Genomic DNA, 19041 nt, shown 5'->3' on the forward strand with positions numbered 1-19041 from the left:
TAGGCGTGCGCGGAAGAGCGTGATTCGCGGTCAGTTGCCGGCCGGAGCCATATGTCGTTACTAGACGGAAGGTATGAGGTCATCGCGCAGCGGACGCTGGACGGCGGCCTCACGCTCTTCGAAGCCACGGCGCCCGACGGGGCGCCGCTTCGCATCGAGTGGTTCGAGCTGCCGCCAGAACGCGAGGCCGAGTTCGAGAACTACCGCAGGCTCCTGCGGCGCCTCAAACAGGCGGGGGTAGCGGCCGTGCACGACGTCGTGGGTCGGCCCGGCGCTCACTACGTGGCCTGGGAACGGGTGCCCGTCGGCGCCACGCCCGTGAGTTCGGCCGCTGCCGCGGCGTTGACCCTACCGGGGCTGAGCTCCGCGGGCGCGGGCCCGGCCGACCTGGGAGGCGTGCTGGCGGCCGCCGGCTACTCGCTCGAGGCCTGTGACCTGCGGCGGACTCCGGCCCGGCCGCAGAAGGTCGGGCTATACGGCCTCGCGTTCGGCCCGAGCGGCGCGAGCGCCCCGAGCGCGCGGCAGGTGCACGTCGACGAGGGCCAAGACGCGGCGCGCGGGCGGCCCCTCAAACAGCACCGACCTCCACTGAAACGTGGTGCGGAGGCCATCGCCCAACTGCCCCCGCGCGTGCTCTCCTGGGGCCTCGCCGGGATGCTCGCACTGGCGGCCGTCCTCGTGGGCGCGGTGGCTTTCAGGTCGAGCGCCGTCGACGCGGTCGTCACCGTTCCGGCCGTCGTGGGGCTGGACGCGCGGGTGGCCGTGGACCATCTCACCGCGCTCGGGCTGGGGGTGAACGCGACCCCCATAGTCTCTGACGAGGCACCGGGAACGGTGCTGGCGGTTGACCCGGCGGTCGGCGCCTACCTCCGGCCCGGACGCACCGTCGTGTTGCGTTACGCGCTTGGCGCCGGGCAGTTGGCGCCCGCCGAGGTTCCGGCCCTCATCGGGTTGGCTTACCCAGATGAGGCCAGGGCGGCCTTGCAGCGAGCCGGGTTGCGGCTAGGCGAGGTCGCGCGCCTGCACGCCGCCAGCCCGCCGGGCACGGTGCTGGCGCAGGACGTCGACCCGGGCAGTAGGACGGGCACCGACGCGCCCGTAGCGGTACTGGTGAGCATGGGTCCCGAGCCGGTTCAGACCTTCGTTCCGGACCTCGTCGGGCTCGATCTGGAGACGGCCCGAGCGCTGGCCCAGGTGGCCGGCATCGGCGTCGACCGCGTGTTCGTCGACGAGATCGTTTCGTCGAGTGGCGAGAGGGGGACCGTGCTGAACCAGTCACTGGCGCCCTACGTTCCGGTGTCCCGGGACGAGGCCGTGCTCCGCCTCGTCGTCCAGAGCGGCGAACCGGCCTCGCCCGCGCTGGCGGGTGGCGCGCCCGACGTGGTGGGCCTGAGCCTCGCGGCCGCGCGCAGGGTGGCCAACGGTTGGGACGTCTCGGTCGTCGCGCTCGGCAACCCCGGACTGCCTGCGGGAGTAGTGGCGCAGGAACCGCAGCCAGGTGCGGGCGCCGCCGCCAACGGGGCCACCCTCGTCCTGACCGTGAACTCCCATCCCGTTCCCTTGAGCACGGCGGGAGTGCGCGCCGAGGTGCGCCGCCCCACGATCAGGCGCGTCGACTACGCCTGGACGATCCAACCCGGCATCAGCAGCCAGCGCGGCGAAGTCTGGGCCTCGGACTTGGAGGGCAACCGCACGCTGGTCGCGAACGTGACCGTCCGGGGAGGCGAGATCTTGAGGGGCAGCTGGACGACGGTGACGGCGGGTCCCGTCACCTTCGAACTCTTGATCGGCGGGGTTCCGTATGGCGAGAGGTTGTTGGTACCATGAGCGTTCTGCCTAGCGGGTATAGTTACCGCTAGCTTTTTCGGCGGCCGCCTATGAACTGACCGCGCCGCCGGTCCGAACGGTCTCCCGCCCCGCGTACGTTACGGCACGACGGCGTGCCACGCGCGGGGTGGCCGACCGTGTGCGCTGCCCGAGTTGCTTAACCCAAGGAGTCGAGTGCTCAAGACCTTCCGAGACCTGATGCCCTACCTGCGGCCGCACGGCAAGACGCTGCTGCTGGGCATGACGCTCATCGTCGTCAACGGGTTCTTCGCGACGCTCGCCCCCATCATCCCGGGCCGGGCGATCGACGAGTTCCGTAACCAGTCCATGACGATGGGCAAGCTAGGGCTGTACGCGGGCGCCATCGTGGGGGTCATGGCGATAGCGTCCTTCGCCATGGTGTTCGTGAGACGGACCTTCCTTTACACGAGCTGGGAGGTCCAGTTCGACATCCGCCACGACATCTTCAAGCACTTCACCAAGCTGGACGGCGGCTATTTCGACCGCACCCGCGTCGGCGATCTCATGGCCCGCCTCACGGCGGACTTGGGCGCCGTGCGCATGCTCGCGGGCGTCGCAGTGTTCCAGGGCTTCAACACGCTCCTTCTGTTCATCTTCACCTTCGTCCGGATGTTCAGCCTGAGCCCCCAGCTATCGTTGATAACCCTGACGACGGCGCCGCTCATCTCGCTTGTCTTCTACCTCCTGCTGCGCGTCGTGCACCGCCGCTACCAGTACGTGCAGGAGCAGTTCTCGAACGTGTCGTCGATGGCGCAGGAGAACTTCTCGGGCATCCGCGTGGTGAAGGGCTTCGGCATCGAGGACCGCGAGGTGAGCAAGTTCGGGCGCCTCAACGACGAGTTCGTGAAGCGCAACATGTCGCTCACGCGAGTGGATGGGCCGCTCTTCCCCATGATGGAGTTCCTCTTCGGCGTCACCATGTCGCTCCTCCTCCTCGTCGGCGGGCGGCTGGCGCTGGGCCTCGGTGGCAACCTGACCGTGGGCGAGTTCTCCAGCTTCGTGTTCCTCTACGAGGGCATCCAGTGGCCCATGATCTCGCTCGGCTGGATCGGCAGCATCGTGCAGCGCGGCACCACCTCATGGGGGCGCCTGAAGGAGATCCTGACGTCCGTCCCGACCATCGGTGACGACGCCGACACCGATTACTCCTTGCGCACGGTCAAGGGCCGCATCGAGTTCAAGGGCGTCAGTGTCGCGTTCGACGGCGTACAGGCCCTCGACGACGTGAGCTTCGTGATCGAGGCCGGCGAGGCCGTCGGCATCACGGGACGCACGGGTGCCGGCAAGACGCTGATCGTCAACCTGATCGCCCGCATCATCGACCCCGACGAGGGGCAGATACTCATCGACGGCATAGAGCACAAACGCTTCCCGGTGGAGGTGCTGAGGCGCTACATCGGGCTCGTCCCGCAGGAGCCGTTCCTGTTCTCCGACACCATCGCCGACAACATCGCCTACGGCCTGCCCGAGGCGCCGGTCGAGGAGCTGACGCCCAAGGTGCTGCGCGCCGCAGACATCGCGCAGTTGACGGGGGACATCGAGGACTTCCCACTGGGCTTCGACACCCACTTGGGTGAGCGCGGCGTCACCCTCTCGGGCGGCCAGCGCCAGCGCACGGCGATCGCCAGGGCGCTCGTCCGCGAGCCCTCGATCCTCATCTTCGACGATGCCCTGTCGGCGGTCGACACCCAGACCGAGGCGCACATCCTGGAAGGGTTGGCGAAGGCGCAGCACGGCCGCACGACGGTCATCGTGGCGCACAGGGTGAGCGCGTTCCAGAACGCCCACCGCGTGCTGGTGCTACACGAGGGCAGGGTCATCGAACAGGGCACGCACGAGGAGCTCATCGCCCTGGACGGCTGGTACGCCGACATGGACCGGCGCCAGCAGCTCGAGTCCGACCTGGAAGTCGCATGATCCGCGCCGCCGACCGCAGGCCCGCCGACCTGCTCGATACCGACCTGCCCGAGTACTCGGTCGAGGAGGCCAAGGCCGCTTACCGCACGCGCGATCGGGAGCGCCGCCGAGCCATGCGCGCCGAGAGCGTCCGCGACGAGGACGGCGAGGTCTTCGAGAAGGCCTTCGATCAGGGCATCATGCTCAGGCTGTTGCGCTACCTGAAACCGTACCGGCTGCAACTCGTGGTCGGCGTCACGCTACTGCTGATCAACAGCGCCCTCACGCCCATTTTCCCCACCCTGCTCGCGCGCGCACTGGATGACTACATCATCTCCAAGGCCGAGCCGTTCGCCAGCATGAGCATCGACGCGCGGCTGCAGGGTCTCTGGATCGTCGTTGCCCTTTACATGGGCCTGCGCCTAGTCAGCTTCGTCGTGCGCTACGGCTACACCTACCTGATCTCGTGGCTGGGGCAGCGCATAATCTTCGACGTGCGCCGCGAGATCTTCTCGAAGGTCCAGCGCCTGCACATGGGCTTCTTCGACCGCACGCCGGTCGGCCGCCTCATCACGCGCATCACCAGCGACGTCGACGCCATCCAACAGATGATGACCGACGGCGTGGTGGGCCTGATAGCCGACATAGGGCTCATGGGCGGTCTGCTCTTCTACATGTTCAGCATCAACTGGCGTATGGCCTTAATCACGCTGGTCGTGATGCCGCCACTGTTCCTGACGCTCAACCTCCTGCGAAGGCGCATCCGCATGGCCTACCGCGCCGTGAGGCTCAGGACCTCGCGCTCCAACGCCTACCTGGCCGAGAACTTGAGCGGCATGAAGACGGTGCAGCTGTTCAACCGTGAGGCGCGCAACTCCCGCCGCTTCGACGAGGTCAACCTGGAGCTGCTCGACGCCAACATCGAGCAGGTGCGGTGGTTCAGCCTCTTCTTCCCCGCGGTTGGCATCATGAGCGCCATCTCCACGGCCCTCATCCTCTATTACGCCGGCACCCAGCTCATACCCGGGCTGGCGACGTTCGTGACCATCGGAACGCTGGTCGCCTACATCCAGTACTCGGGGATGTTCTTCCGCCCGCTGCAGGACCTCTCCGACAAGTTCAACATCATCCAGGCGGCGATGGCGTCCAGCGAGCGCATCTTCGGGCTGCTGGACACGCCCGAACAGATCGCCGACAAGCCGGACGCGCTGAGGTTCGAGGGTCGGTTCCGTGGCGAGGTCAAGTTCGAGGACGTGTGGTTCGCCTACGACCAGGAGGACTGGGTGCTGCGGGGTGTGGACTTCACCATCGCTCCCGGCGAGTCGGTGGCCTTCGTGGGCCACACGGGTGCGGGCAAGACGACCATCATCAGCCTCGTCAGCCGCTTCTACGACGTGCAGCGCGGCAGGGTCATGATCGACGGCCACGACGTGAAGGACTACGAGCAGGTGCATCTGCGGCGGCACGTGGGCATCGTCTTGCAAGACCCGTTCCTGTTCTCCGGGACGATCCGCAGCAACATCACGCTAGGCGACGACAGCGTGCCCCAGGAACGCGTCGAGGAGGCCGCTAAGTTCGTGAACGCCCACGGCTTCATCTCCAAGCTGCCCGACGGCTACGACACCGCCGTGCTGGAGCGGGGTGCCGGCTTCTCGACGGGGCAGAAACAGCTGATCGCCTTCGCCCGCGCCCTGGTGCAGAACCCGGACATCCTACTGGTGCTCGACGAGGCGACGGCCAACGTCGACACCGAGACGGAAGAACTGATCCAAGACGCGCTCAAGAAGCTCATGGAGGGCCGCACGAGCATCATCATCGCCCACCGCCTCTCCACCATCCAGGACGTGGACCGGATCATGGTCATGCGCAAGGGCAAACTGATCGAGGAGGGCACCCACTTCGAGCTGCTTCAGGCAGAGGGCTACTACCGCAAGCTCTACGAGCTGCAGTACCAGGAGCGCGAGGCGCCTACTTCAGGATGACGCGGTAGTAGAAGGGCTCTTCCTGCCCGGGTTCCATCGGGACGAGGAGCGTCCAGCGGATCATCGTGTACTCGGTGGGGTCGGCCACCCGGCGGTCGGTTTCGGGGCCGACCAGCAGGGGCGGTGCAGAGAAGTTGACGGCATCGACGGAGAACTCGGTCAGCACCCGATCGGAGCTTGGGGTGGCGGAGTTGGCGACGTACTCCATGGACTGCGCCACCGGCCCGTAGATCCGGACCACTCCGGCGGGCAGCGTGGTCTCGCCCGAGTTGGTGGCGAAGATGCGGTATTCCACGACCTGCCCCGGGATCGCCTCGGTGGCTGCCGTGAACCGCTCCTCCTTGGTGCCGTCGGGGAGCGTGACCTGGCTCACGATGTAGATCTCGCTGCGGAACGTGATGGGGTTGGCGTCCTGGGCCACGGCGGCGCCCAGGAGCGCACCCACCACGGCGAACGCCAGCGTAGACCTAAGTGCCTTGAATACAGGCTCGTTCGTGCGGGAGTGGCGGCTTCTCATCTCACTCAAGATATCAACACTAGATGACGACTGTTTGAGGCGTCATGAAGGCGCGGCTCATGGAGTGGCGGCCGGAACTCCCGGCTGGGAGTCGGCGGCTTCCCTCGCGAAGGCGACGAGGTCCGCGGCCTCCGCCAGCCCGCCTGCTGCCGCGGCCTCGAACTGAGCCAGAGCGAGCGCGGGGTCGCGAGCGACTCCCCTACCGTGCAGCAGCAGGTTGCCGTACTCGTAGCGCGCGCGGGCGTCGCCGGAGCTTGCCGCCATGGCGTAGAGCGCGGCGCCGCGCGTTGCGTCTTGCTCTACCCCCATGCCCCTCAAGTAGAGGTCGCCCAGCGCGAGCTGGGCCTCCGGTAGGCCCGCCGTGGCGGCGTCGCGGTAGTAACTCGCGGCCCTGGCGTTGCTCCAGGGTTGGCCGAGGCCGTTCTGCGCCATGTAACCGAGGTAGTACTGGGCAACCGGGTTGCCCGAGGCCGCCTCAGGTTCCCACGCGCGCATGGCAGCGGCGAACTCGCCGTTGCGGAACGCTGCGAGGCCCGCGGCGAAGTCGGAGGCTGGAGGACCGGACCTTGCCCGGTCGGCCATCACGAACTGCAAGAGCAGGAACACCACTATGGAAACGATGAGGCTCCACATCAGGTAGACGCGCAGCCTCGGTCCCTCGTGGGGAGGCTCCGCCGCGTGACCGTCATCTATCCACGCACCGGCTTGCGGCCTGAAGCCGCGCCCGGCCGACGTCGAGCGGGCGTCGTTCCACTGCTCCTCGAGGTCGGGGGCGGTGGCCACCTGCGGGACCTCGTCGCCATCGAAGCCGTACTCGTCGTGCGGTGAGGGCACCCAGCGCGTGGACGTCGAGAACGGGGAGGGTTCGCGAGGGGGCACTCTGGGCCCGAGCTGATCGGCCTCGTCCTCCAGTTCCGGGTCGGTTGCCTCGAAGCGCCAGGGGGGAAGGTCGCGCGGCGCCTGGGCCGCTTCACCGGCTGCGCCGGCGGCGGGCGCTTCCTCCCGGTCGGGCTCCCGCTCGTCGGGCGCCTCGACTTCTCGGACGTCGGCTTGCGGTTCGGCTGCGCCGGGGTGTGGCTCGTCCTCCTGCGCCTCGGGCCCGGGCTCCGTCGAACGCTGTGAAAGCCGGCCCCAGTCGGCGGGCTCGTCTACCGCCCAGGCGTGAGTGGCGTCCCAGCGGATCACGTTGGGTTCCGCCACATCCCTGGAACCGAAGTGACGCTCGTCCGTGTCGGCGGACTGCGTTTCTTCCACGGCACTGGGTTCCAGGTCGTCGGACTGCGCTTCTTCCGCCTCACGCTGTTCCGGGTCGTCGGGATACGGGTCTCCGACGCCATGGCGCTCCGGCTCGTCGCTGCGCCAAGTTTCTGCTTCCTGTTCGTGGGAGGGACTTGGCGAGGGCTCCCGCGCCAACCCGGGAGCGGTGCCGAGCCCTGGTTCGGGCGCCGTTTGGGGCCTTGGTTCGGGTGTCGTTCCGGGCGCTTGCTCGGGCGCCGTTCCGGGCTCTGGCACGGGCGCCGTTTCTGGAGCGGGTAGCACCACGACCCGCACCCCTGCAGCACGGAACACATCGGCGATGGCCTTGGCCTTGTCGGGGAGTACCGCCTTGGTGACGGCGCCCACCCGCTCGCTGAGCAGCGTCACTATGCGTTGGGGCTCCATGTCGAGCCGCCGAGCGATCTCGGCTGACACTTCCGCAACGGCATCCGCAGGCACCGGGCGGGTGATCTCGACGACGAAGCGCTGTTCGTTCAAGCCGCACCTTCCAGAGTTCCTCTCATTCTAATCGCACGGTGCCGACGGTTTGTCTGTTAGCATGCTCGCAAGATGAAATTGATTCTTGCCATCGTGCAGGACGCCGACTCGGCGCGCCTTCAAGAAGCGTTGGGCGAAGGCGGTTACCAGTCCACGAAGCTCGCGTCCACCGGCGGCTTCTTGCGGGAGGGGAACACCACGGTCCTGATTGGCGTACAAGACCACAAGGTCGCCCAGGTCAAAGAGATAATCCACGCGACCTGCCGCGAGCGGACCAAGGTGGTCACCGCCGGATCACCCATCCACGCGCTGGAGGGCGTCTTCGCCAGTCAGCCCATGGAAGTGCCCGTGGGCGGGGCGATAGTGTTCGTCCTCTCCACCGACGAGTTCGTGCGGATCTAGCCGGCTAGTCCGCTTCCGGCACCTCGGTTACGACATTCTGGGGCGCGGCGTTCGCGGGGGAGGCGTCACCGGAGGCGGCGCTCTCGTTCTCGGAGGCGAGTTGCGCGCGGCTCGCGCCAAGCGCGCGCAGGTCGGCCTCGCGCAGCGTCCCGAACCGGAACGAGAAGGCCAACGTCACGGCTCCTAATACCGCCGCTGCCGCGAACATGGTGGGCATTACCAACCAGGTCAGCAGCGCGCCCGCCAGCACCGGCGCCAGGCTCGGGATGGTCAGCACGGTGTTCGAGAGCCCGATGTAGAGGGCCCTTTCGCCCAGCGGGGCGATGGCGTAGAGCAGGTTGGACGCCGCTATGCCGACGCCGGCGTTACCCACTGCCGACAACACGAAGACGACCGAGTACCAACGCCAGTCACCGATCAACATTGCGCAGATGGGTGCAGCCATCAGCAGTGCGTAGCCGACCTGCATGACGGTCACGTTGCGACCGCGGTTCGAGAGCACGCCGAAGGCGAGGTTGCCGAGCACCGCGGCGGCCGTGGCGGCCATGACGTAAGTGCCGAGCGCGCCGTCGGGTGCGCCGATGCCCCTGATGGCGTAAACGGCGTAAAAAGGTTCCGCGAGGAGCATGGCCAGCCCGAGGAAGCGCACTCGCAGGAACCGTCGCAAGGCGACGTCGGCCCGCAGCATGCCCGGGATCTCGCGCAGCATGCCTACGAGCGGCCGCTTCATGCCCGGCACGCCCGGCGGTTCCTTGACGAACGAGAAGCTGGCGTACGCGATGGCGGAGAGCAGCGACCCGAGCAGGAAGATGAGCCCGAAGTTGTGCGGGAAACGCATGTCTGAGTCGAGGATCGCCCGCAACACTATGCCCGCGCCGAGCCCGAGCAGGCCGCCGATGGCGTTGCGCATCGCCCAGAAGGTTCCTAGCCGCGAGTGCGGGACGATCTTGGCGGTGACGTCGGCGAACGGGACCCCACCCACCCCACCCGCGATCGCGTTGATCGTGAGCATGACGAGCACGATCAGTATGACCAGCGACGGTGAGTCACCGCCGACGAAGAAGACGGCCGCCGTCATGACCAGCAGCGCCGTCGAGCGGATGGTCGAGGTGATGTGATAAAAGCGGAGCTTCAGCGGCTCGTGCGAGATGCGGTTGGCCACCAGCAGCTGCGGCAGGTACCAACCCCCGACCTTGATGGCGGGGACGAGGCCGATGATGACGGCGGGCGCGCCAAGCACTGCGAGGAACGGCGCGAGCACCAGCCCCGCGTGCAAGAAGGCGTCGCCGGCGTTCACGAACACGCCGTTCATCACCCCAAGCCGGAAGTTGCGCTCCTTGACTCGTTCCCGCCGCATGTCCGGCAATCGTACAGCCCACCCGGCGCCGACGTGGCCGTCACTCCGCGGCCTCCCGGAAGCCCGGCGCCGTTTGACACCCCTCGAGCGGAGAACTTACACTACCGATTGCTCGGGGCCGTGGCGCAGTTGGGAGCGCGCGTGAATCGCACTCACGAGGTCAGGGGTTCGAATCCCCTCGGCTCCACCAGCAGAAGCTGAAGATATTGCCGGCCCACGTCCCCCACGTGGGCCAAGTCTTTCTCTGCGCTAATTTTCGAACTGCCGATCATGCCGCGACTTGCTCGTTAACCCGGGCGTTCACCCGTTAACCAGGCGTGCAGGCGACGGTTATGCTCTTGTCGAGGTACACAGCCTGGATTCGGTTGAGGAGCTTCACGTCCTCCTTCATCGGCCTCTGGAACGCCTTGCGCCCAGTGATCAGGCCGCTGCCGCCGCCACGCTCGTCGAGGACTGCCGTCAGGGCCGCGTCTCTTGAGTCGTCTTCGCCCGAAGCCACGCAGCGAACTGAGCATTGCCAAGTGAGGTGAAGGACGAATCAAGGCGTATCCTCAAACGAACCAGAATCGCTCGCAGCGTAAACCTGAACGTGAGCAAGAAGAGGGTGGGCGCAAGGGTGGGTGGCCTCGACCATTCCTTGGCTACGATAAGGCTGGCGCCCCTCCGCACCGAATCGAGGACCAGAGCGCTCAGTGGCTCGTAAGCGCGCGCTGACTACGCAAACATCCACGGAACGGGAGGAGGTAAGAAGTTGGGAGCGGAAAGCCAGAAGACTCATTTCATCACCGGAATTGATGATTCCGGCGGTACGGCAGAGCTTTTCGAATTCGACGGACGACCCAAAGGGCTTACGGGCCCCCCTATCGCTGGCGCCGCAATGGTTACGGTCCGAGAGGACCTCCAACAGCAGTTTGAGGCCAGCTGGTCTCGGCTCAGAGTACGCATCCAGGAGGAACTAGGCCTAACGACACCGCCGCCCGTGCACCTCCGGTGGATGTGGGGTACGAATAAGCCAGACAAGCACAAGAACCCCTATTACCAGGCCGGCGCCTCTAATGACCAAGTTGCGCGCTGGCTTCGGAGTGCCTGCGATCTTCTGTTACGATTCCAAGCTCGCCGCTGCCAATTCGGAATGCAATCCACAACAATCCCTCGCGAAAGCATCCAACGTGACCTTGGTCTCTATTACCAAAAGGACGAGTGGAAGATTGAGCGCCGATATCTTGCCTCAAAGGCTGCCGCAAAAGGATTCTACCGGGCCTACCACTCGGTTACAGCCCTACCAATAATCCGCATCCTCCCCGTGGTCGCTTGGAGACTTGACAGAGTTATCAGGGCTTGCGGGGGCAGGTCGAACTCAATCTTAGTGGACGCCTTCACAGGTACCGATGGCGCTGGCGCACCTGAAGTCCTGCGTGCTGCACGGTCGATGGCTGAATTGGAAAGCGTACAAGAAATCAAGGTCGTTGAGAGCTACTCCGAATCCAGTCTAGTCCAGGCCGCCGACCTAGTGGCGTGGTCTGTGAACCGGCTGCTCACCCTGGAGCTCCACAACGAGCGGGATCCACCCTTTGAACGCGTGTTTGGGGAGCTACTCCAAAATGGCAGGTCCCCAAACGGAACCAAACTATTGGCCCCATACAAGATAGACAGCGAAGTCTTATCTCAAATCACCTGCATCGTCTACGCATTGGCTAGAGGCGCTGCTGGCAAGATAGATCAGAAATTCGTTGACGAGAACCTAGTCTCTGTTGAGGAGTTCCACGAAAGAGCGACGGCGCCAGGGTTCGAAAGTCGAACCGGAGTATCAGTCCTGAACAAAGTTGGCCAACAACGCGCGAAGGAACACTACCAAAGAATGACAGGGCCGCAGAGCTAGTCTGCGGCCGAGTAATTCAATGCTACACGCGATACCGTAACGTGTCAATGACCTCCGGCACGCCATATCCGCTGGCGAACAGTTTGACCACGATCCCGAAGGCCGACGGCCGATGCCAGGGAAACCCAATTCGAGGCCGTGGTTCTAGTCAGCGTGATTGTGGCAGCCTGAACGGTGCCTGACGCTGCCGGCCGACGCGAAAACGCCGGGGATTGCCCCAGGTGTCAACGTTCCGGTACTACGCCCGTTACCCAGGCATTCAGGCGACCGTAATGCTCTCATCGAGGTACACGTCCTGAATCAGGTTGAGGAGCTTGACGCCCTCCTTCATCGGCCTCTGGAACGCCTTACGCCCGGTGATCAGGCCGCTGCCGCCGCCTCGCTTGTTGAGGACCGCCGTCAGGGCCGCGTCCTTGAAGTCGTTCTCTCCCGACGGCCCGCCCGAGTTGATGAGTCCGACTCGTCCCATGTAGGAGTTGGCGACCTGCCACCTGACCATCTCGATGGGGTGGTCATCGGGCACCAGCTCGCCGTACATGCGCGGGTCGGTGCGGCCGAAGCCCACGGCCTTGAAGCCGCCGTTGTTCTCGGGCAGCTTCTGCTTGACGATGTCGGCCTGGATGGTCACGCCCAACTGGTTGGCCTGGCCGGTAAGGTCGGCGGAGGCGTGGTAATCGACGCCGTCCACCTTGAACGCGTCGTTGCGGGTGTAGCACCAGAGAACGGTCGCCATGCCCAGCTCGTGCGCGTGAACGAAGGCCTCGGCCACTTCGACGATCTCGCGGTTGGAGTCCTGGCTGCCGAAGTAGATCGTGGCGCCTATGGCCACGGCGCCCATGTCGAAGGCCTCCTCCACCGTTCCGAACATCACCTGTTCGTGAACTGTGGGGTAGGTCATGAGCTGGTTGTGGTTGATCTTGGCGATGAAGGGGATGCGGTGAGCGTACTTGCGCGCCGTGAGCCCCAGGACCCCGACGGTCGAGGCGACCGCGTTGCAGCCACCCTCGATGGCCAACTCGACGATCTTCTCGGGGTCGAAGTAGTCGGGGTTCTTGGAGAAGGAGGCCCCACCCGAGTGCTCGACGCCCTGGTCCACTGGCAGGATCGACATGTAGCCCGTGTCGGCCAAACGCCCGTGCGAGTAGAGGCTCTGCAAGCTGCGCAAGACGCGAGGGTTGCGGTCAGACGGCCCGAAGCTGCGGCTGACGAAGTCCGGCCCGGGAAGGTGGAGGCGGTCGCGCTCGATGCCGCGCGCGCGGTACGAAAGCAGCGCTTCGGCGTCTGCACCCAACAGGTCGACGATCTTGGAAGTCATGGCTTCTCCTCTCGCGGTTGGTTCCCGCGGTTTGCCTCAGGCTAGACCTTGCTGAGCGCCGAGCCGCAGCAGACGCACCTTTGTACTGCCCGGCACGCTCTCGGCCCGGGCGAAAGGCCGGTCAACCGAGCGCTACGTCCAGCACGAGCATGATAACCACGCCGACCATGGTGCCCAGGGTCGCGATCCGTTCGTTGCCTTTGCCGTGGGTTTCGGGCACGATCTCGTCGAGAATGACGAACAGCATGGCGCCCGCCGCGAACCCCATGGCGTAGGGGAGGATGGGCGCGGCGACTTGCACGGCCCAGGCGCCGAACAGCGCCAGCGGTATCTCGACCAGGCCGGCCCTGATGCCCGTGAACGCCGCGTACGACAGGCTGCCCATGCCTGCGTTGCGCGCCGCCACCGCCACCGCCAGTCCTTCGGGGACGTTCTGGATGCCTATGGCCAGCATGAGGGCGATGGCCTCGCGCAAGTTGCCGCTGCCGAACCCCACACCGACGGCGAGGCCTTCCGGCATGTTGTGGAGGGTGATGGCGACGATGAAGAGCAAGACGCCCGAGACACCGCTGCGCCGCCGGGCCTTCGCCGTTAATTCCGGCGACCGATCTTCGCGCACCTTGCCAGTCACCAACACGTGGATATGGGGCACCCAGGTGTCTGCCCTGTCGAGCATGAATACTCCAAGCGCCATGCCTATCACGACCGGCAGCAGGCCACCCACCTCGATGCCGGGCAGGATCAGGCTCGTGAAGGAGGCCGAGAGCATCACCCCGGCCGCGAATCCAAGCGCGGCGTCGAGAGCGCGCTGCGTCGGGTTGCGCCAAACGAGTACGGCCAAGGCGCCCCCGAGGTTGAACGTCGTGATGACGAGTCCGCCCCACAGGCCCTGCCAGACGGGGTTGGGGCCGGCCACGCGCAAGAAGAGTTCGACGAAACCGTCCACTGCCGCCAATAGTAAGCGACGCGCGACGTTGCCCTACGCGGTCCCCGGAGGTCCGCAGGTCCGAGAGCGGACGAGTTGGGGCCCAAACCATATCGCCGGCCACCTCGAGGAGCACATAATCCGAACATGCCGAGCCATCGCCGCGGCCGGGGCCACGACCACTACGACCGCCCTCACCTCCACGACCACCGCGACCGCCGCCCGCGCCTGCGGGGTTCGCTAACGGCCGTCCTCCTCTTCACCGTGGCGGCATGCGCAGCCACGCCCGGGGCCGGCCGCTCCGAGGCGCTGGGCGGCTGCCGACTCTTCCCTGCCGACAACGTCTGGAACGCCCGTGTGGATGCCCTGCCCGTGCTTCCGGAGTCTCCCGACTACGTCGCCACCATCGGCGCTTCCGCGGCGTTACGGGCCGATTTCGGCTCGGGCTTGTGGGAAGGACGGCCGATCGGCATCCCGTACGCGGTCGTCGGGGCCTCCCAGCCACGGGTGAGAGTGACGTTCGACTACGTAGACGAGTCCGACCCGGGACCGTACCCGGTGCCGCCGGACGCCCCGGTCGAGGGCGCACCGCCGGGAGGCGTGACGAGCGAAGGCGACCGGCACGTGCTGGTCGTAGACGCGTCGGAGTGCAAGCTCTACGAGCTCTACGCGGCGGAACTGCAGCGAGACGGTTCGTGGACGGCGGGCTCCGGGGCCGTCTTCGACTTGAACGGCAACGACCTGAGGCCGCGCGGGTGGACGTCGGCCGACGCCGCCGGCCTGCCCATCCTGCCCGGCCTGGTTCGTTACGACCAGGTGGCCGGGGGCGAGATCGATCACGCCATCAGGTTCACGGCCCCCAGGACACGCAGGGCCTACGTCTGGCCGGCCCGGCACTTCGCGTCCCCTCATACCGGCGCCGAATTCCCACCCATGGGCCAGCGCTTCCGGCTCCGCGCCGACTTCGACGCGAGCGGCATGTCGCCCGCTGTTGCCGTCATCGTGACTGCCATGAAGCGCTACGGGATCATCCTCGCCGACAACGGCTCGCCGTGGTTCTTGTCGGGCGTGCCAGACGAGCGCTGGGACAACGATTCGCTGCGCCAGCTCATGCAAATCAAAGGAGCTGACTTCGAGGCGGTCGACGCGAGCGGCCTCATGATCGACCCGGACTCCGGCCAGGTGTTCACCGACTGACGGGCCTGCGGCGGTCCGCCGGCCCCGGGTCCGCCCGTCGGCTAGCGCCGCAGGATGTCGTACGCCTCCCCTATCAGCTTGAACTGCTCCTCGGCGAACTCCACCATCACCCGGGGCAGCTTCTTGGAGCGGATGGCGTCCGGGTGGACGGCCGCCCGCAACTCCCGGTAGCGGTTCTCCACGTCGCTGGTCGAGCATCCCTCGGACAGCTCGAGGAGCCTAAGGGCCTCTGCGCGCGTGCGCGGCCTCACCGCTCTGCCGGCCGACTGGGCTGCGGAGGTGTGCGCCGTCTGGGGCCCGCTTCTCTGCCCCGCCAGCACTCCGGCGCGGTAGCCGGCCTGGTACGCGGACTGCCGTTCAGATCGCAGGCGCCCTTCCAGGCCGCCCAACAGGGACCGCTCCCCGTCGCTCACGCCGCGCCGGTAGGCCTCGGACACGAGCCCGTTCACCTGGGCCTGCGCCTCACCGACACCGTCGCGGCGGCCCTGAACGTACGCGGCATTGGCGGCCGAGGACACCCGGGCCTGGACGCCGGCGTCCTGGGCGTCGCGCGCAGTCCGCGCGTGCTCGGCGAGGGCCTCCCGCCGCCCCTTCTCGAAGCCCGCCACGAACCGGCCCTCAGCCATCTTGGCCAGGTAGGCCCTGGTCAGTTCCTGCTGCCTGGAGAGCCGCGACCTTACCGCCTGCTCGACATCGTCCTCAGCGTCCGTCGTCCAGGACCGAGCACTCGGGGCGGTGAAGAACCTGGCGTAATCGCGCGGCATGAGCGCAAGCGCCAGCAGCGCACAGATGACCACCACGCCCAACGCCAGCAGCAGCCAGTGCCAGGCGAGAACCCCGGCGGCCCAATCGCTCTGGCCAGGCAGCAGGCCGAGGCCCCCGGCCACCGGGATCGCCACGAGGACCACGGCGCCCCCCAGGCCGGCAAGCAACACCCGCTCCCGCCGCCGCACATAGAGGGTCACGCGCCGGCTCTCGGCCTCGATCTGCCGCTCCCACGCGCGCTGGTAGCCCCACTTCACGCCGTCGCGGTAGAGCGCCTCGACCAGCAGGTCGACGCGCGCCTCCTCGACCGGAGGCGCCGACTTGCCGCCCGTTCGCGAGCCTCTGGTCACTAGCCACGCCAGAAACACCAGCGCGGCAAGGCCGAACAGAACCGTCACCCGCCAGCCTCCCTGTCGCCTGCCGGCCAACCATCTCGGCGTTGGCTGCCCCGGCGCCTGGTCAGTCTACCGAGCGCTCCGGGCCCCCGTGGGTGAGGGTGTGGGCGCTCAGGGGCGGTGGCCGTGCCCTCGGCCGGTGCCACTCACCGCACGCCGCCTAGGTATCAGGCTCCCCCAACACCTCCACCATGGCCGTCACCACAGCGTCGGCGTCACCAAACGTGAACGGCAGGGGCGGCTTGATCTTGATGACGTTGTGATAGGGCCCATCCGTCGCTAGCAGGATGCCGCGTTGCCGCATGGCCTCGACGATCTCGGTGGCAGCCTCGGCGGCGGGCGTCAGGGTCCCACGGTCCGCCACGAGTTCCACGCCGAGGAAGAGTCCCTCCCCGCGCACGTCGCCGATCAGCTCGAACCTGTGCTGGAGGTCCTTTAGGCCCGCCAGGAAATGCGCGCCCACCTCCAGGGCGTGTTGCTGCAGGCCCTCCTCCTGGATGACATCGAGCACCGCCAGCCCGATGGCGCTGGACACGGGGTTGCCGCCGAAGGTGTTGAAGTACTCCATCCCGTTGGCGAAGGAGGCCGCTATGGCGGGCGTGGTCACTACGGCGGCCAGCGGGTGCCCGTTGCCGATCGGTTTGCCCATGGTCACGATGTCGGGAACGACGCCCTGCAGTTCGAAGCCCCAGAAGTTCCGCCCCACGCGGCCGAAGCCGACCTGGACCTCGTCAGCGAGGCAGACGCCGCCGGCCGCTCGGGCTGCCGCGTAGGCGTCCGCCAGGTACCCTTCCGGGAAGAACACCTGTCCGCCGCAACCAGACGCCGACTCCGCAAGGAACGCCGACAGCCTTAGGCCGCGCCGCTCGATGTCGGCACACGCCTCGGCCACCGCCTCGGCGTAGGCGCGCCCGCTCTCCGCCCCGTAGCCTTTGTGTTCGCCGCGGTAGGGGTCGGGCAGGGGCACCACGTGGGTGTGTTCCGGCTTGCCCTCACCCCCGGGCCCCGCGAACTTGTAGTGGCTGACGTCGATCAGCGCCTGAGTGTTGCCGTGGTAGGCGTGTTCCAAGGCGATGATTTCCAGCCCGTTCGTGTGCGCCCGCGCCATGCGCAACGCCAGCTCGTTGGCCTCGCTGCCCGAGTTGACGAAGTAGCAGACGCTCAACGGCTCTGGCAGGGTGGCGGTCAACTGCTGGGCGTACTCGACGATGCCGTCGTGGAGGTAACGCGTGTTGGTGTTCAGCAGCGCCATCTGGCGCTGGCCGGCCTCCACCACCCGCGGGTGACAGTGGCCCACGTGGCAGACGTTGTTCACACAGTCCAGGTAACGGCGCCCTTCCTCGTCGAAGAGGTAGGCACCGGCTCCCCTCACGATCTTGAGCGGCTCCCGGTAGCTGACGCTCAAGCTGGGCCCCAGGTGCGCGCGGCGGGCGTCCAGCAGCTCCGCCTTGCTTCGGCCTGACTTCATGCCGTGCCTCCCAACGCCGCCATGGCGCGTGTGAACTCCTCGCGCGGTGGCTCCTGGCGCGCCAGACGCTCCAACAGCCGCCAGGCCGGCGCCTCGGACACGCTCAGGTAAGGAACGTGTGGCTCGCGGCGCTGCTGATGCGCGCTCAAGGTAACGCTCAGTGCCAGGCGCAGCCGGATCAACTCGTAGATGGCGGCCAGCTCGGCCGCGTGGAGGGGGTAGGCCGACTGGTAGCCGCGCACCAGCTCGAAGGCTACGGCGGCGGGGTCGGGCTCGTCCAGCATCAGGTAACAAGCCGCGTGCGCCACCTCGCACGCCGTGTACGACTCGAGCATGTCGCCGAAGTCGAGAACGGCGCTCACGCGCTCGCCCTCCACCAACAGGTTGTGATCGTTCACGTCGTTGTGGATCAGGCTTATGCGCAGCTCGGGCAGCCGCGGGAGGACGTGGGCGGTGAACGCCTCCAACACGTCCTCGACGAGTCCTCGCCTTGGCGCCGTCAGGTGATGGAGGTGCTCCGCTATCACGTCGGGCGCCGTCTGCGCCGCCCAGTCGAAGGTCCGTCTGGCGGCCGGTTGAGGATGCCGGGCGAGGACCGCGTCCATCTCCCCCAGCGTCCGCCCGATGTCGTTCAGCAGCGCCGGCGACGGCCGCCGCACCTGCTCCGCCGGCGTGCCAGGCTTGAACGGCGTGAGCCACACCAGGTGCCTGGTTCCGTCGGGGCCGGTCAACCTCGTGTATGCCTCGCCGCCCGCCGTCTGTACCAATACCGGATAAACGGAGTGGCGACGTGCGTGAAAGCCGCTATTCCGCGACGTTGCGGGCAAGGCGGCGGGGCGTGGCGGCGTGGCCGAGGCTCCGTGCGTCGCCGTCGCCAGGTGCTCGAACACCTGCCGCTGCGCTTCCACCAGCGCGGGGTCCTCCCGCGCGTGGAAAACCTTGAGGACGTAAGCATCGCCGTCCGGCAGGTCGATCTTGAAGTTCTGGTCACGCTCGCTCGGCAGTGGCGTGGCGCGGCCGGCAAGGCCGAAAAGCTCGGCGCACGCCTCCTCGGCGTCTCGCGGGCTCAGCTTGGGACGATGTTCAGGGCGCAAGCTGCTCCTAGCGACCTTGAGGATTGCCGCGGCTACGGTCCGGGAGGGAGCCCTTACGGAACATCCGACTGGCCCGCTCGAGCCGGTCGTGCAGGACCCCACTTGGCGCCACAAATGCGAACTCTGGTGGCGCTTGCTCGTCCTGGAGAAGCATGCGCCGATCCTAACGCAGGGGCGACCCGTGCGCCCCCAAGAAAGCGCGCTGTGGTGGGCGCCGTTGGCCACGTTCCAACTGGCCACCGCAGC

The 19041-nt window shown here is 67.0% G+C and carries 15 protein-coding genes and 1 tRNA gene; 7 read left to right on the forward strand and 9 right to left on the reverse strand.

Going from position 1 to position 19041, the window contains the following annotated elements; genetic code table 11:
• The first annotated feature begins 51 nt into the window (after positions 1-51).
• The 3 genes from ROY82_09615 (at position 52) to ROY82_09625 (ending at position 5726) form a co-directional block, all read left to right on the forward strand.
• Positions 52-1827: a PASTA domain-containing protein gene (locus ROY82_09615; protein MDT3682713.1), complete on the forward strand. Its 1776-nt coding sequence runs from the start codon at positions 52-54 to the stop codon at positions 1825-1827.
• A 174-nt stretch (positions 1828-2001) separates the two neighbouring features.
• On the forward strand, positions 2002-3765 hold the full coding sequence (locus ROY82_09620) for an ABC transporter ATP-binding protein (GenBank protein ID MDT3682714.1): 1764 nt from the start codon (positions 2002-2004) through the stop codon (positions 3763-3765).
• A complete protein-coding gene (locus ROY82_09625) occupies positions 3762-5726 on the forward strand; it encodes an ABC transporter ATP-binding protein (protein MDT3682715.1) in 1965 nt (654 codons plus the stop codon). Before ROY82_09620 ends, ROY82_09625 begins: the two co-directional genes overlap by 4 nt.
• Here the strand turns inward: ROY82_09625 and ROY82_09630 are convergent.
• Positions 5713-6243 carry a hypothetical protein gene (locus tag ROY82_09630; GenBank protein ID MDT3682716.1) on the reverse strand — a complete coding sequence of 177 codons (531 nt, stop codon included), beginning with the start codon at positions 6241-6243 and terminating at the stop codon, positions 5713-5715. The two genes, ROY82_09625 and ROY82_09630, sit on opposite strands and share 14 nt — an antisense overlap.
• A 57-nt stretch (positions 6244-6300) precedes the next feature.
• Entirely contained in the window at positions 6301-7998 is a 1698-nt protein-coding gene (locus ROY82_09635) for a hypothetical protein (protein ID MDT3682717.1), read from the reverse strand.
• Between the two features lie 72 nt (positions 7999-8070).
• On the opposite strand from ROY82_09635, the gene ROY82_09640 reads away from it, so the two are divergent.
• Positions 8071-8400 carry a cyclic-di-AMP receptor gene (locus tag ROY82_09640; GenBank protein MDT3682718.1) on the forward strand — a complete coding sequence of 110 codons (330 nt, stop codon included), beginning with the start codon at positions 8071-8073 and terminating at the stop codon, positions 8398-8400.
• A gap of 4 nt (positions 8401-8404) precedes the next feature.
• On the opposite strand, the gene ROY82_09645 is transcribed toward ROY82_09640, so the two are convergent.
• Positions 8405-9757 (reverse strand): hypothetical protein, encoded by a 1353-nt coding sequence (locus ROY82_09645; protein ID MDT3682719.1) that lies wholly within the window; start codon positions 9755-9757, stop codon positions 8405-8407.
• 114 nt (positions 9758-9871) lie between these two features.
• On the opposite strand from ROY82_09645, the gene ROY82_09650 reads away from it, so the two are divergent.
• Positions 9872-9947, forward strand: a tRNA-Ala gene (locus ROY82_09650).
• A 117-nt stretch (positions 9948-10064) separates the two neighbouring features.
• On the opposite strand, the gene ROY82_09655 is transcribed toward ROY82_09650, so the two are convergent.
• Positions 10065-10256, reverse strand: coding sequence for a hypothetical protein (locus tag ROY82_09655; GenBank protein ID MDT3682720.1), 192 nt, complete (start codon positions 10254-10256; stop codon positions 10065-10067).
• A 633-nt stretch (positions 10257-10889) separates the two neighbouring features.
• Here ROY82_09655 and ROY82_09660 point away from each other — a divergent pair.
• Entirely contained in the window at positions 10890-11636 is a 747-nt protein-coding gene (locus ROY82_09660; protein MDT3682721.1) for a hypothetical protein, read from the forward strand.
• 259 nt (positions 11637-11895) lie between these two features.
• On the opposite strand, the gene ROY82_09665 is transcribed toward ROY82_09660, so the two are convergent.
• Together ROY82_09665 and ROY82_09670 are read right to left on the reverse strand one after the other, a co-directional pair.
• A complete protein-coding gene (locus tag ROY82_09665; GenBank protein ID MDT3682722.1) occupies positions 11896-12951 on the reverse strand; it encodes a class I fructose-bisphosphate aldolase in 1056 nt (351 codons plus the stop codon).
• A 121-nt stretch (positions 12952-13072) separates the two neighbouring features.
• The gene (locus tag ROY82_09670) at positions 13073-13897 is read right to left on the reverse strand and encodes a ZIP family metal transporter (protein ID MDT3682723.1); all 825 of its coding nucleotides are present in this window, start codon (positions 13895-13897) and stop codon (positions 13073-13075) included.
• 126 nt (positions 13898-14023) lie between these two features.
• On the opposite strand from ROY82_09670, the gene ROY82_09675 reads away from it, so the two are divergent.
• Positions 14024-15073, forward strand: a complete 1050-nt coding sequence (locus ROY82_09675; GenBank protein ID MDT3682724.1) for a hypothetical protein — start codon at positions 14024-14026, stop codon at positions 15071-15073.
• A 41-nt stretch (positions 15074-15114) separates the two neighbouring features.
• Here the strand turns inward: ROY82_09675 and ROY82_09680 are convergent, their stop codons facing one another.
• The 3 genes from ROY82_09680 to ROY82_09690 form a co-directional block, all read right to left on the reverse strand.
• Positions 15115-16236: a J domain-containing protein gene (locus ROY82_09680; protein ID MDT3682725.1), complete on the reverse strand. Its 1122-nt coding sequence runs from the start codon at positions 16234-16236 to the stop codon at positions 15115-15117.
• Positions 16237-16393: 157 nt separating this feature from the next.
• Entirely contained in the window at positions 16394-17701 is a 1308-nt protein-coding gene (locus tag ROY82_09685; GenBank protein ID MDT3682726.1) for an aminotransferase class III-fold pyridoxal phosphate-dependent enzyme, read from the reverse strand.
• Complete coding sequence (locus tag ROY82_09690) at positions 17698-18795, reverse strand: phosphotransferase (GenBank protein ID MDT3682727.1); 1098 nt, start codon at positions 18793-18795, stop codon at positions 17698-17700. The genes ROY82_09685 and ROY82_09690 overlap by 4 nt, the downstream gene beginning before the upstream one ends.
• Positions 18796-19041: the final 246 nt, after the last annotated feature.

The sequence above is a fragment of the Truepera sp. genome (genome assembly GCA_032027045.1).
Taxonomy (GTDB): domain Bacteria; phylum Deinococcota; class Deinococci; order Deinococcales; family Trueperaceae; genus JAAYYF01.

Bases quoted from the DNA above. Each gene is read 5' to 3' on its own strand.
- ROY82_09615 (MDT3682713.1), top strand. From the start codon at position 52: ATGTCGTTACTAGACGGAAGGTATGAGGTCATCGCGCAGCGGACGCTG.
- ROY82_09625 (MDT3682715.1), top strand. From the start codon at position 3,762: ATGATCCGCGCCGCCGACCGCAGGCCCGCCGACCTGCTCGATACCGAC.
- ROY82_09630 (MDT3682716.1), bottom strand. From the start codon at position 6,243: ATGAGAAGCCGCCACTCCCGCACGAACGAGCCTGTATTCAAGGCACTT.
- ROY82_09640 (MDT3682718.1), top strand. From the start codon at position 8,071: ATGAAATTGATTCTTGCCATCGTGCAGGACGCCGACTCGGCGCGCCTT.
- ROY82_09645 (MDT3682719.1), bottom strand. From the start codon at position 9,757: ATGCGGCGGGAACGAGTCAAGGAGCGCAACTTCCGGCTTGGGGTGATG.
- ROY82_09660 (MDT3682721.1), top strand. From the start codon at position 10,890: ATGCAATCCACAACAATCCCTCGCGAAAGCATCCAACGTGACCTTGGT.
- ROY82_09665 (MDT3682722.1), bottom strand. From the start codon at position 12,951: ATGACTTCCAAGATCGTCGACCTGTTGGGTGCAGACGCCGAAGCGCTG.
- ROY82_09675 (MDT3682724.1), top strand. From the start codon at position 14,024: ATGCCGAGCCATCGCCGCGGCCGGGGCCACGACCACTACGACCGCCCT.
- ROY82_09685 (MDT3682726.1), bottom strand. From the start codon at position 17,701: ATGAAGTCAGGCCGAAGCAAGGCGGAGCTGCTGGACGCCCGCCGCGCG.